The organism is Serratia sp. BFP-2025 (assembly GCF_050880365.1).
Lineage (GTDB): Bacteria > Pseudomonadota > Gammaproteobacteria > Enterobacterales > Enterobacteriaceae > Serratia > Serratia surfactantfaciens.
In genome coordinates, this window is the sequence record NZ_JBPAFV010000001.1 from 1,463,013 (window position 1) to 1,475,995 (window position 12,983).

Sequence of the window (12,983 nt, forward strand, 5' to 3'; positions counted from 1 at the left end):
GTAGGTTATAGTTGGCGCCTGAAATCAGTGCGAGCAAGTTAACGCAACGCTCGCCGGCGGCGCCGTGCTATGGGCAGGAAAATAATAAACATCATCCAAGACAGGTGAGAAGGGAACATTATGCGTATTGGTGTACCAAGAGAGCGGTTGGCCAATGAAGCCCGGGTCGCAGCCACGCCGAAAACGGTGGAACAACTGCTGAAGCTGGGTTTTACCGTCGCGATTGAACGCGGGGCGGGCAAACTGGCCAGTTTTGAGGACGTCGCCTATGAAGCCGTCGGCGCGGCGCTGGTCGACGAAAGCGAAGTGTGGCAGTCGGATCTGATCCTGAAAGTCAACGCGCCGCAAGACGACGAGATCGCCTTGATGCGTGAAGGCAGTACGCTGGTCAGCTTTATCTGGCCGGCGCAAAATCCCGAGCTGATGGCCAAGCTGGCGGCGCGCAACGTCACCGCGCTGGCGATGGACTCTGTGCCGCGCATCTCGCGCGCCCAGTCGATGGATGCGCTGAGTTCGATGGCCAACATCGCCGGCTACCGCGCGATCGTCGAAGCGGCGCATGAGTTCGGCCGCTTCTTCACCGGTCAGATCACCGCCGCCGGCAAAGTGCCGCCGGCCAAGGTGATGATCATCGGCGCCGGCGTGGCCGGCCTGGCGGCGATCGGCGCCGCGGGCAGCCTCGGCGCCATCGTGCGTGCCTTCGACACCCGCCCGGAAGTGAAAGAGCAGGTGCAGAGCATGGGCGCGGAATTCCTCGAGCTGGATTTTGAAGAGGAAGCGGGCAGCGGTGATGGTTACGCCAAAGTGATGTCCGAAGCCTTCATCAAGGCCGAGATGGCGCTGTTCGCCGCGCAGGCGGCGGAGGTCGACATCATCGTCACCACCGCGCTGATCCCGGGTAAACCGGCACCGAAGCTGATCACCAAAGAGATGGTGGCGTCGATGAAGCCGGGCAGCGTGATCGTCGATCTGGCGGCGCAAACCGGCGGCAACTGCGAACTGACGGTGGCCGACACCATCACCGTGACCGACAACGGCGTGAAAATCATCGGCTATACCGATCTGCCGAGCCGCTTGCCGACCCAATCTTCGCAGCTGTACGGCACCAACCTGGTTAACCTGCTCAAGCTGCTGTCGAAAGAGAAGAACGGTGAGATCGACATCGATTTCGACGATACGGTGATCCGCGGCGTTACCGTGGTGCGCAGCGGTGAAGTCACCTGGCCGGCGCCGCCGATCCAGGTCTCCGCCCAGCCGAAAGCGGCACCCGCCGCCGCATCGGCCGCCAAACCTGAAGCCAAACCGACCTCGCCATGGCTGAAGTACGGCCTGATGGCCCTGGCGATCCTGCTGTTCGGCTGGCTGGCGGACGCGGCGCCGAAAGAGTTCCTGTCGCACTTTACCGTGTTTGCGCTGGCCTGCGTGGTCGGTTACTACGTGGTCTGGAACGTCAGCCATGCGCTGCATACCCCGCTGATGTCGGTCACCAACGCGATCTCGGGGATTATCGTGGTCGGTGCGCTGCTGCAGATCGGCCATGGCGGCTGGGTGAGCTTCCTCTCCTTTATCGCCGTGCTGATCGCCAGCATCAATATTTTCGGTGGGTTCACCGTCACTCAGCGCATGCTGAAGATGTTCCGCAAGAACTAAGGGGTAGCAAATGTCTGGAGGATTGGTTACAGCTGCATACATTGTTGCCGCTATTTTGTTTATTTTCAGCCTGGCGGGCCTGTCGCGCCACGAAACGTCGAAACAGGGCAACCTGTTCGGCGTCGCCGGTATGGCGATTGCGCTGATCGCCACCATTCTCGGGCCGGATTCCGGCAACGTCGGCTGGATCATCATCGCCATGATCATCGGCGGCTCGATCGGCGTCTATCTGGCGAAAAAGGTCGAGATGACCGAAATGCCGGAACTGGTGGCGGTGCTGCACAGCTTCGTCGGCCTGGCCGCGGTGCTGGTCGGCTTCAACAGCTACCTGGATCACGGCGCGCCGATGGAGCCGGTGATGGCGAATATCCATCTGACCGAAGTGTTTCTCGGCATCTTTATCGGCGCCGTGACCTTTACCGGTTCGATCGTCGCTTTCGGCAAGCTGCGCGGCATCATCTCTTCCAAGCCGCTGATGCTGCCGAATCGCCACAAACTGAACCTGGCGGCGCTGGTGATCTCGTTCCTGTTGCTGGTGGCATTTGTGCGTACCGACAGCGTGGGCTGGCAGGTAGTGACGCTGCTGCTGATGACGGCGATCGCGCTGGCGTTCGGTTGGCATCTGGTGGCGTCGATCGGTGGTGCCGACATGCCGGTGGTGGTCTCGATGCTCAACTCCTACTCGGGGTGGGCCGCCGCCGCGGCGGGCTTCATGCTGAGCAACGATCTGCTGATCGTCACCGGCGCACTGGTGGGTTCTTCGGGGGCCATCCTGTCTTACATCATGTGTAAGGCGATGAACCGCTCGTTTATCAGCGTGATCGCTGGCGGTTTCGGCAGCGACGGTTCGTCCACCGGCGATGCCGAAGAGATGGGCGAATACCGCGAAACCACGGCGGAAGAGGTGGCCGAGCAGTTGAAGAACTCCACGTCGGTGATCATCACCCCAGGCTACGGCATGGCGGTGGCGCAGGCGCAATATCCGGTGGCGGAAATCACCGAGAAACTGCGCGCGCGCGGCGTGAAGGTGCGTTTCGGCATTCACCCGGTCGCGGGGCGTTTGCCGGGCCATATGAACGTGCTGCTGGCGGAAGCCAAGGTGCCGTACGACGTGGTGTTGGAGATGGATGAGATCAACGACGATTTCCCGGATACCGATACCGTGCTGGTGATCGGCGCCAACGACACGGTGAACCCGGCGGCGCTGGAAGATCCGCGCAGCCCGATCGCCGGTATGCCGGTATTGGAAGTGTGGAAAGCGCAGAACGTGATCGCGTTCAAACGCTCGATGAACACCGGCTATGCCGGCGTGCAGAACCCGTTGTTCTTCAAGGAGAACACCCAAATGCTGTTCGGCGACGCCAAAGACAGTGTGGAAGCGATTCTACGGGCGCTGCAGAAGTAATTGGGCAACCAAAAAAATGGGCCGCTAAGCGGCCCATTTTTTATGCGCGAAGCTTAATCTTCGTCGTCGTGTTCATCATCTTCATCCGCCTCGATCGGGCAGGTGAAGTTTTCCGGTTTAATCACCAGCAGATCGCATTTCAGATGGTCGATCACATGTTCCGCCGTGTTGCCGATAAAGGCGGCCGAAATCCCGGTGCGGCCCAGGGTGCCCAGAACCACCACGCCGGCCTGCAGGTGCTCGGCCAGATCGGGGATGACCTCTTCCGGCAGGCCTTTCTCCACGTGGGTGAACTCTTCCTTAATGCAGAATTTCTGCCGCAGCGCTTTCATGGCGATCAGATGCTGGCCGCGAATGGCATCGTTGTAGACGCTGGGATCGAAATCGGGCAGCTCGATGGCGATGTTGATCGGGGTAACGGGGTAAGCGCCAACCAGATGAACCTCGGTCTGATTGACGTTTTCCGCCAGTTCGACGGTTTCTTGCACCAGTTTGATATTGAGCGGATCGTGATAGGGCTCTTCGCTGGCCAGGTTGACCGCCACCAGTGCTTTACCGCCTTCCGGCCAGGGCTGGTCTTTCACCATCCATACCGGGCAAGGGCATTTGCGCAGCAGGTGCCAATCGGTGGGGGTGAAGATCACTGACTCCAGCCGGTCGTGCTGGTGTGCCATTTTCAGCAACAGGTCATGTTGGCCGGAAAGCACTTCCTGAATGATGGCTTCGAAGGGGCGGTTATGCCAGACCACTTTGATTTCGATCGGCACGCCGTCGTTGAGATAGAAACGGCACTGCTCGTTGATCCAGGCGGCGCGTTGGCTGATCACACCTTGCCGCATCGCCGTTCTTTCGTCCGGGGAGAGCAGGGTCGTCATTTCGTAAGAGAAGTCATAAATGGGCAGGAAGGCTTTGATGCGCCCACCGTTCCGTTTCACCAGGTACACGGCGCGACGCAATGCCGGCTGATCGTCCTGATTGGGGTCAATAGCCACCAGAAGATTCTGATACTTCGCCATAGGGCCTCCTTACAGCTGAAATCAACAGTCTGTTAATTTACAGAGTAACCCAACATTGAAAAACAGAACAACAACAGAAGCGTGCCGGATCAACAATTTCGGTGAAATGTTGATCCGGCAGGGGGATCAGGCGTTGACGGTCACGTTGATGCGCGGCGTGCCGGCCAGCACCGACAGTGCGTCGGCGTTTTCGATGGTGATGTATTTGCCTTTCACGCTGAGGATTTCGCTTTTCTGGAAGCGGCCCAGCAGGCGGCTGATGGTTTCCACCGTCAGGCCAAGGTAGTTGCCGATGTCGCCGCGGGTCATGGTCAAACGGAACTCGCGTGGTGAGAAGCCGCGCTCCGCGAAGCGGCGCGACAGGTTATAAACGAACGCCGCCAGGCGCTCTTCGGCATTTTTCTTCGACAGCAGCAGGATCATGTCCTGGTCGCCTTTGATCTCGCCGCTCATCAGCCGCATGATCTGCTGACGCAGGTTAGGCATTTTGCCGGACAGATCGTCGAGGGTCTCGAACGGGATCTCGCACACCATCGAGGTTTCCAGCGCCTGAGCGAAACTCGGGTGCTTCAGGCCGCCGATGGCGTCGAAGCCGACCAGGTCGCCCGCCAGATGGAAGCCGGTGATCTGCTCATCGCCTTGCTCGGTGATGGTGTAGCTTTTGATGGTCCCGGAACGGATCGCGTACAGCGATTTCAGCTCGTCGCCGGCCTTGAACAAAGTCTGGCCTTTCTGGATGGGCTTCTTTCTCTCGATAATGTTGTCGAGCTGGTCCAGCTCGTGGGCATTAAGGGTGAAAGGAATGCACAGCTGGCTGATGCTGCAGTCCTGGCAATGGATCGCACAACCACCAGACTGGATACGACGAATCACGCGTTTTTCCGGGATCATAGATTACGCTCATTCAATAATTGATATGAGTCAATTTTAACATCTTTTGCTGCAGCTGATAAGGGTGGCATTAGCATGAATAGGGGTATTGTGTGCGAATTTTGCGCACACATGCCGCCGATTATTCTGTATCACGCTGACGTCGCTAGATTTATTTGGCACTTATGCGCAACGTGCGGTTGCCTTTTCGGCGTCGCGAGGCGTGGCGATCGTCGTGGGGCGGTTCTGCTGCGCGCATCGGCGAATTTTAGCGGCGTGAATCAATCATCCTTTGACACATCTGCTGGCGAAAGCTTGTCGCATTCATCTGAATCCCAACCGCAAAGCCGCGCCACATCGGCGTTAAGCTGAAGGTCAGAAAGGCAGGTGAACCATCCTGTTCGGGAGTGGATGATGAAAAAGCGCATATTGTTGATGGCGGCCGCGGGGGTGTTGATGACGGCCAGCGCCGCCGCCTTCGCCCACGGCTATTACGGCCACGGTTACTACCGGCACGGTTACTACTATGGTGGGCCGCGCGTGGTGATTGGCGTGCCTTGGGGGCCGCCGCCTCTCTACTATCCGCCGCCGCCGGTAGTGTATGTCACGCCGCCGCCGCCGCAGACCTATATCGAAAAGCCGCCGAGTTACGCTTACTACTGCCGCCGGCCGGCGGGCTATTACCCGCAGGTGCCGCGTTGTCCCGACGGTTGGATGAAAGTGGTGCCAGACGGTTCGTTATCCCGGTGATCCCAGGTGGTGCGTGATGAAACACTCTTTTGCTTTCCCGATAGTGGCGCTGGCCGGGCTGTTGGCCGGCTGCGTCTCTGCGCCTTCCGGGCCGGAGGTGACGGTATTGCCCGGCACGGGAAAAAGCTACGAACAGTTCAATCGCGATGAGGCGATTTGCCGCGGCTATGCGCAAAACAGCCTTGGCGGCGGCGCGCAAACGGCGGCCAATTCGGCGGCGGGCACCGCAGTGGCGGGCACGGCCGTCGGTGCGGCGGCGGGGGCGTTGATCGGCGCTGCATCCGGTCATGCCGGCCCCGGCGCGTTGGTCGGCGCCGGCGGTGGGTTGTTGGTCGGCAGCGCGATGGCCAACAACTCGGCCTGGCGCAGCAGCGACGATCTGCAAGACAGCTACGATACCGTGTATACGCAATGCATGTACGCCAAAGGCAACAAGGTGCCGGTGGCCTATGGTTACGGTGACGCCAGCTCATCGCCGGTGCCGCCGGACTACTATCCCGCCGCCCCGGCGGATGGCGTGCCGCCGGATTATGTGCCGCGTTAGCGCGAGAGCAGATCCTGCGGCAGGTAACCTTCGTGTTGCAGCAGCCATTGTTTGCGCTGTACGCCGCCGGCATAGCCGGTCAACGCGCCCTGAGAGCCTATGACCCGGTGGCAGGGGACGACGATGCTGATCGGATTGGAACCGTTGGCCATGCCGACCGCGCGCGAAGCGGTCGGGCGACCGATGCGTTGCGCCAGCTGGCCGTAGGTCAGGATCTCGCCGCAGGGAATTTGGCGCAGCTGTTGCCACACGGTGCGTTGGAACTCGGTGCCGGCGGTCATCACCGGCAGCCGATCGATAATGCTCAGTTCCCCGGCGAAATAGCGCTGCATGGCGTCGGTCAACCCGCTTGGATCGCGCTGGGCGCGCAGAGTGAAGCGATCGGCGCGGTAATGCGTATTCAGCAGCTTCATCAGGCGCGCTTCGTGATCGGTCCAGTCAACCGCCCGCAGGCGCCCCTGTTCATCGGCAATCAACACCAGTTCTCCCACCGGCGTCGCGGTACGATCAATCAAAAAAGTCTGCATCTGGATCACTCCTCGGTTTAGTGAGGCGATTATTGCATGAAAGCGGAGGAAGCGATGGCGGATTTCGGACATGCTGATGGGCAACCCTGGAGTTGCCCGAATAGTCGGCTCACGGTAAGGCGGGTAGTCATTGTTCAGTAAATTTATAAAATAAATTTATAAGTCATTGGGGCGAGGCATGACTTGTTGATTATTTAATCAAGCATTAACTCTTTGGGGTTATTTATAGCTGATGGTCACGCGTTTCAAGTGTGGGTCGTTATTTACTATCTCGCTGGTGACAGCGGAAACTAATTCTTTTGGCATTTCTTTTAACGAAGAGGAAATATAACCGTTGCGGTTTTCCGTCACCTTACCGAAACAGTTGGAGATGAGTTGTTCATCCTGATGTTTGATGGTGCAGGCCGGCGTGGTGATGGCGCCGGTGAAGCGTACGACGCCGGAAGCGACCTGACTTCCGGGGAGTGCTTTTGCGTGCAGAGCGAAGGGCAGAATGACCAATGCGCTTAATACGGCTAAGTAATGGTTCATACGCTGTTCCTTTCAGAGTAAAAACACTGCCAATTAAAAACAAGCGTGCTTGTTTTTATCAAATAAGCTATTTCGCCTGGCGAAATAAAAACGAATGGGCAAAAATCCTACTGCCTGCATCCAATGAATTTGATAATAGGGAGGTAGGATGAGTAAAACCATGATTTGGATCATAGTGAAGGCCAGTTAATGATTTCCGGCGCGAGTGGGTGAAAAGGCTGTGATCGTTCTCTCAGGAAAGGCGGGAAGCGTGCGGCGTGTTCGCCCCCGCGTTGCGGCCGTATGAACCGGGGGCGATAGCGGGATTACAGCATGCCGCTGCTGCCGCAGATGCGGATCTTTTCCGCCACCACTTCTTTCATCGCCAGTTTGCCAGGGACGATGTATTTGCGCGGATCGTTGGCGTCCGGGTGCTGCGAAAAGTAGCTTTTTACCGCATCGGCGAAGGCAATTTTCAATTCGGTGGCGACGTTGACCTTACAGACGCCGAGCGAGATCGCTCGCTTGACCATCGCTTCCGGAATGCCGGAGGCGCCGTGCAGCACCAACGGCACGTCCACCTGCTCGCGGATCCGCGCCAGGCGCTCAAAATCCAGCTTGGGTTCGCCGTGGTACAGGCCGTGGGCGGAACCGATCGCCACCGCCAGTGAGTCGATGCCGGTGGCGGCAACAAACTCGCGCGCGGCGGCCGGATCGGTATAGAAGCTGTCCGCCGTATCGACGATCAAATCGTCTTCCTGCCCGCCCAGCCGGCCCAGCTCCGCCTCCACGCTGGCGCCGTAGCGGTGGCACAGGGCGACCGCGGCGGCTACCTTGGCGATGTTCTGTTCGAACGGCAAGTGGGAGCCGTCGATCATCACCGAGCGAATGCCGCTTTTTACCTTGTGCTCAATGTCGTCCAGCTCTTCATGATGATCCAGGTGCAGCGCCAGCGGCAGATCGTAGCGGTGCGCGGCAGATTGGCAGATGCCGATCAGGTAGTCGGTGCCGGCATAGCTGAAGGTGCCGGGCGTGCCGGCCATGATTACCGGCGAGCGCAGTTCGGCGGCGGTCTCCGCCACCACCTGCACGGTTTCCAGATTGTGGACGTTAAACGCCGGCACGGCGTAACCCTGGCGCTGCGCCTTGAGCAGCATTTCTCGGTTGGCTATCAGATACATGGGATCTCCTTACAGCTCAGGGGAGGGAAAACGGTAAATCGTCACGCCTTTCACCACCCGGTTGACTTCACCGGTCGGGCACGGGTTGTCCGGGGTGAGCCCCAACGCCAGCGAACTCTCGAAGGCCAGCATCTGGGTGAACAGCAGATACGGGAACAGCAGCCAGATATCGTCTGCCGCGTTGTGCAGATTCAGCAGGGCATCGGATAGCGGTTGACGTTCGCCGGTCAATCCGACCAACTGCATCGCCAGCCCGTCGCGCTGCAGTTCGTTCCACAGGTCGCGGTCATACTGACGGGCGTAGTCGTCGTGCGAGAACATCAGCACCACCAATGTCTGGCCGTCGACCATAAATTTAGGGCCGTGGCGCAGACCGAGCGGCGAGTCGTAGCGTGTCACGATTCGCCCGGCGGTGAGCTCCAGCATCTTGAGCGAGGCCTCTTCGGCCAGGCCGGTGAAACAGCTGCCGCCGAGGGTGATGTAGCGGCGGAAGCCGCTGGCGGCCAGTGCCTTTACCTGCGGCTGCAGCGTTTCGCGCAGTTCACGGCAGCGCTGCACCATGGCGTGCAGCGGCGCCTGGGCGGCCTCAAGCGACATTGAGCCGAGCAGCAGCGCGGCGCTCAGCATCATGCAGCTGAAGCTGGAGGTCATGGCGAAGCTCTGATCGTTGGAGCCCTGCGGCATCACCAGCGAACAGACGTTATCGCGCTGATGCGCATACTGCGCCAGCCGGCTGTCCGGGTTGCACACCAGCATCAGGTGATAGCTTTCCGGCAGCAGCTGATCGGCCAGTTCCACCGTCGCCACGCTTTCCGGGCTGTTGCCCGAGCGGGCGAAGGACACCAGCAGCGTCGGCCGTTCAGGGTCGAGGAACTGCAGCGGGTTGGCGACGATATCGGTGGTGCCGTAGGCCACTACGTCGCGGCCGGTGCGTTCGCGCAGCCAGGGCGCCAGAGCCCGGCCGGCGAACGCCGAACTGCCGGCGCCGCACAGCACGATTTGCAGCCGAGGATTGGCCAACAGCGGCGCGAGGAACGGCTGCCACTGCGCCTGTTGATCCTGCAGCTGCCGGTGCAGCGCCGCCCACAGGTCCGGCTGCTGCCAAATCTCTGCGGCGGTGTGCCAGGCGTTGCGCTGCTTCAGCCAATCCGCCTCGTAAGAGAAATACGCATTCATGATGACAACTCCTTAAAAGCCTCGGTTAACGGTCGGCGATAATCACGTCGATCCCTAAATGGTGCAGCGCCTGCAGGTAGTGCGCCGGAATACGGCTGTCGGTGACCAGGCGGTGGATCTGGCCGACTTCGCGGATCATGCAAAAGCTGGTGCGGCCGAATTTGCTGGCGTCGGCGATGGCGATCACTTCGCGCGCCACTTCACACATCACCCGGTTGAGCTGCGCTTCGCCCGGATCCGGCGTAGTGATGCCGCCCGCCAGATCGAAACCGTCGACGCCGAGAAACAGTTTGTCGAAGCGGTACTGGCGCAGCTGCTGTTCAGCGGCGGGGCCGTACAACGACCAGGCTTTGCGGCGTACGCTGCCGCCGACCACCATCAGATCGATCTGCTCGTTGTTGGCCAGTTCGAAGGCGATATTCAGCGCGTTGGTCATCACCACCAGATCCTTTTTCCCCGCCAGCTGCGGCGCCATCTGGCTGGTGGTGGAGCCGGAGTCGAGGATGACGGCGTCGCCGTCTTCGATCAGCGCCGCCGCCGCGCAGGCGATGGCGTGTTTCACGTCGCGGTTGATGCGGCCCTTGTCCTGCAGCGGGCGGTCGAAGGCGAACTGTTTGTTCAACATGGCGCCGCCGTAGGCGCGCACCGCACAGCCGTGCTGTTCCAGCTGACGCAGATCGCTGCGGATGGTGACGCTGGACACCGAAAACTGCTGGCTGAGCTGCTCCACACGCACCGAGCCCTCGCGGCACAGCTGGTCGATAATTAATTCCCGGCGTTTTGCGGTATTGATCATTAACGCAGACTCCTGATTTACCTGTAGCCGTGCCCGTCCGCGGCTTAATAAGCCGCAGCGATGCTGACCGGAGCGCTTTCAGTTGTTCGTGGCGAATTACAGCAAACGAAACACTGAAATGCAATCGATTAATTTTAAAATATCTATATCTATCAGTTGGTTATATTTTATTTTGCTTTCGATTGAGCACTAACCGAAAGCGGGGTTAACGCAAAGCGAAAACGGCAAATTCGTTATTTTTCAGTCGACAATTCTCGGCGGTTATTCATTCGCTCCGTCGATGACGAAAGCCGCAGCGATCGTTCGGCAGCCGCCGGGCTTTCACTGTTTTTTTATGCTGCCGCGTGTAAAAGCGCCGCGCCGCGCACGCCGCTGCTGTCACCGTGCACCGGCGGGAACACCGCCGCGGGTTCCACGCCCGGCAGCAGCCAGCGCCGCATCGCCGGCGGCAGCAGCCGGTACAGCTCACCGACGTTCGACAGCCCGCCGCCAAGCACGAAGGCATCGACGTCCAACAGCAGCTGTAAGCCGGCCAGCGCGCTGGCCAGAATATCGACGTAGAGGGCCATCAGCTGCTGCGCGAGCGGATCACCGGCGCGGTAGCTGGCGACCAGCGACGGCACGTCGGCGGCCGGATGGGCAAAATGGCGGCTCAGCGCCAGCAGCCCGCTGCCGGAGACGTAGCGTTCAAAGCAGCCGGTCAGCCCGCAGTTGCAGCTGAACAGCGGCAGATCGTAACGTTGCGCCAGCTGGGCCGATATCGGCATATGGCCCCATTCGCCCGCCACGCCGTTGCGCCCTTTATGCAGTTGCCGGTTCACCACCAGGCCGCCGCCGGCGCCGGTGCCGATGATGGCGCCGAACACCAACGGCAGGTGCGCGGTTTGCGGCGTGCTGGCTTCCGACAGCGCGAAGCAGCGGCAGTCGTTCTCGATGGCGATAGGCCGCGCCAACGCCTGCGTCAGGTCATCCGCCAGGCAATGGCCGGTCAGGCAAGGCACGTTGACCGCTAACTGGCGGCGGCTGACGGGATCGGTGATCCCCGGTAAACCGATGCCGATGCTGCCGCGCGTATGCAGCTCGCGATCCGCCTGGTCAACCAGCCCGGCGATACAGGCCACGAACTCGCCGTAATCGCCGGTTGGGGTGCGCACCCGTTGGATCATCACCTGATTGAGCCGGCGATCGTAGGCGGCCATTTCTATCTTGGTGCCGCCGATGTCGAAACCGTAATGCATCTCTCTCATCGCCATGCTTCAGGCTCCGTTCAGGGCGATCACCGCCGCTTCGCGGCGCGCGCGTTCGGCGGCGAACACCATCAGATGGCTCTCCAGCGCTTCCGTCGGGCCGGCCAGCACCTGGCTCGGATCGTTGGCGCGAATGGCCGCGATAAAGTGCTGCATCAGGTAGTAGTCGCCGCCGCCGTGCCCGGCCATGGCGTGCAGATCCTGGCCGGCGTCGGTGTCGTAATGCGTTTCGCCGTCGTCGAGGAACGAGGTGATGCGAATATGGCGGCCGTCGCCCTCCAGGCAGCCACGGCTACCGAAGATGCGGGTATGGCGATCTTCGTGGCGGGTAAAGGCCGTCATGGTGAACGACGCGGTGCGGCCGCCGGCGAACTGCATGTTGACCACCTGATGGTCGACCACATTATTGTCGCAGCGGTAGACGCAGCGGCCGTAAGGACCGTCGCGCAGCGCCGCCCGCAGCGTCGTCTGGTCGGGTTCCGGCGTCAGCACCCGCAGAAAACCGGGCGTGGCCTTGTGGTCGTCGCCCAGATAGATGCGCTTGGCGGAATAGGGGCAGGACGCCTCTACCGCGCAATCCAGGCAGTTGTCCGCCGCGCCGGCCGGTTGGTTTTCCCGGCGGAAATGGCGCAGGTTGCCGAAGGAGCTGACTTGCTCACAGGGTTGCTCCATCACGTAGCGGATCCAGTCGATATCGTGGCAGGATTTCTGCAGCAGCATAAAAGCGGCCTGTTGATCGTTGCGCCAGTTGCCGCGCACGAAGGAGTGCGCCTGGTGCCAGTAGCCGACCGGTTCCAAGTGCTGCAGGCTGACGATATCGCCGATCGCGCCGTCGCGCAGCAGTTGCTTGAGCTTCTGGGTATAGCGGGTATAGCGCAGCACGTGGCCGACCGAGAAGATCAGCTTTTGGCGCACCACCTCGGCGACGATGGCGCGGCACTCGTCGGCATCCGGCGACAGCGGTTTTTCCAGCAGCATGGCGTAGCCCTGGCGGGCGAAGGCCAGCGCCGGCTCCAGATGCATCTGATCCTGGGTGCAGATCAGCACCGCGTCGGCCAGCTTGCCGGCGTCGGCGGCCAGGCGCCAGTCGGTGAAGACGTTTTCCGGCGCGATGGCATGCTGCGCCACGAACTGCTCGCGGTAGGCGTCGCGCGGTTCCGCTACCGCCACCACCTGCATCAAATCGGGATGCGCCAGCGCATAGCGCGAGTAGATCTCACCGCGCGCCCCGGCGCCGACCACCAGCACCCGCACCGGGCGATGGGCAAAGCTGTTGGGTTGTGTTGACGACATTGCTGGATACTCCGCTGT

General features: G+C 60.7%; 13 protein-coding genes. 4 read left to right on the plus strand and 9 right to left on the minus strand.

Annotated elements, in window-relative coordinates; all coding sequences use genetic code 11:
• The first annotated feature begins 120 nt into the window (after nt 1-120).
• Nucleotides 121-1,650: a Re/Si-specific NAD(P)(+) transhydrogenase subunit alpha gene (pntA, locus tag ACRAWE_RS06850; RefSeq protein ID WP_432525152.1), complete on the plus strand. Its 1,530-nt coding sequence runs from the start codon at nt 121-123 to the stop codon at nt 1,648-1,650.
• A 10-nt stretch (nt 1,651-1,660) separates the two neighbouring features.
• On the plus strand, nt 1,661-3,055 hold the full coding sequence (pntB, locus tag ACRAWE_RS06855; RefSeq protein ID WP_025159771.1) for a Re/Si-specific NAD(P)(+) transhydrogenase subunit beta: 1,395 nt from the start codon (nt 1,661-1,663) through the stop codon (nt 3,053-3,055).
• A gap of 53 nt (nt 3,056-3,108) precedes the next feature.
• Here the strand turns inward: pntB and uspE are convergent, their stop codons facing one another.
• Both uspE and ACRAWE_RS06865 read right to left on the minus strand, forming a co-directional pair.
• Nucleotides 3,109-4,071, minus strand: a complete 963-nt coding sequence (gene uspE / locus ACRAWE_RS06860; protein ID WP_432525153.1) for a universal stress protein UspE — start codon at nt 4,069-4,071, stop codon at nt 3,109-3,111.
• Between the two features lie 126 nt (nt 4,072-4,197).
• Complete coding sequence (locus tag ACRAWE_RS06865; protein WP_004938278.1) at nt 4,198-4,962, minus strand: FNR family transcription factor; 765 nt, start codon at nt 4,960-4,962, stop codon at nt 4,198-4,200.
• A gap of 393 nt (nt 4,963-5,355) precedes the next feature.
• On the opposite strand from ACRAWE_RS06865, the gene ACRAWE_RS06870 reads away from it, so the two are divergent.
• The gene (locus tag ACRAWE_RS06870; RefSeq protein ID WP_019452631.1) at nt 5,356-5,691 is read left to right on the plus strand and encodes a hypothetical protein; all 336 of its coding nucleotides are present in this window, start codon (nt 5,356-5,358) and stop codon (nt 5,689-5,691) included.
• A 16-nt stretch (nt 5,692-5,707) separates the two neighbouring features.
• The gene (locus ACRAWE_RS06875) at nt 5,708-6,235 is read left to right on the plus strand and encodes a glycine zipper family protein (protein WP_019452630.1); all 528 of its coding nucleotides are present in this window, start codon (nt 5,708-5,710) and stop codon (nt 6,233-6,235) included.
• On the opposite strand, the gene ogt is transcribed toward ACRAWE_RS06875, so the two are convergent.
• The 7 genes from ogt to ACRAWE_RS06910 form a co-directional block, all read right to left on the minus strand.
• Nucleotides 6,232-6,762: a methylated-DNA--[protein]-cysteine S-methyltransferase gene (gene ogt, locus ACRAWE_RS06880; protein WP_063919548.1), complete on the minus strand. Its 531-nt coding sequence runs from the start codon at nt 6,760-6,762 to the stop codon at nt 6,232-6,234. The genes ACRAWE_RS06875 and ogt overlap by 4 nt on opposite strands.
• A gap of 219 nt (nt 6,763-6,981) precedes the next feature.
• A complete protein-coding gene (locus tag ACRAWE_RS06885; protein WP_019452628.1) occupies nt 6,982-7,293 on the minus strand; it encodes a hypothetical protein in 312 nt (103 codons plus the stop codon).
• A 305-nt stretch (nt 7,294-7,598) separates the two neighbouring features.
• The gene (locus tag ACRAWE_RS06890) at nt 7,599-8,453 is read right to left on the minus strand and encodes a tagatose bisphosphate family class II aldolase (protein WP_063919547.1); all 855 of its coding nucleotides are present in this window, start codon (nt 8,451-8,453) and stop codon (nt 7,599-7,601) included.
• A 9-nt stretch (nt 8,454-8,462) separates the two neighbouring features.
• Nucleotides 8,463-9,629, minus strand: coding sequence for an SIS domain-containing protein (locus tag ACRAWE_RS06895; RefSeq protein WP_211130231.1), 1,167 nt, complete (start codon nt 9,627-9,629; stop codon nt 8,463-8,465).
• A 25-nt stretch (nt 9,630-9,654) separates the two neighbouring features.
• Nucleotides 9,655-10,425: a transcriptional repressor AgaR gene (gene agaR, locus ACRAWE_RS06900; protein ID WP_019452625.1), complete on the minus strand. Its 771-nt coding sequence runs from the start codon at nt 10,423-10,425 to the stop codon at nt 9,655-9,657.
• A gap of 332 nt (nt 10,426-10,757) precedes the next feature.
• Nucleotides 10,758-11,663: an ROK family protein gene (locus tag ACRAWE_RS06905; RefSeq protein ID WP_154746633.1), complete on the minus strand. Its 906-nt coding sequence runs from the start codon at nt 11,661-11,663 to the stop codon at nt 10,758-10,760.
• 18 nt (nt 11,664-11,681) lie between these two features.
• Entirely contained in the window at nt 11,682-12,965 is a 1,284-nt protein-coding gene (locus ACRAWE_RS06910) for a Gfo/Idh/MocA family protein (RefSeq protein WP_019452623.1), read from the minus strand.
• Between the last annotated feature and the right edge of the window lie 18 nt (nt 12,966-12,983).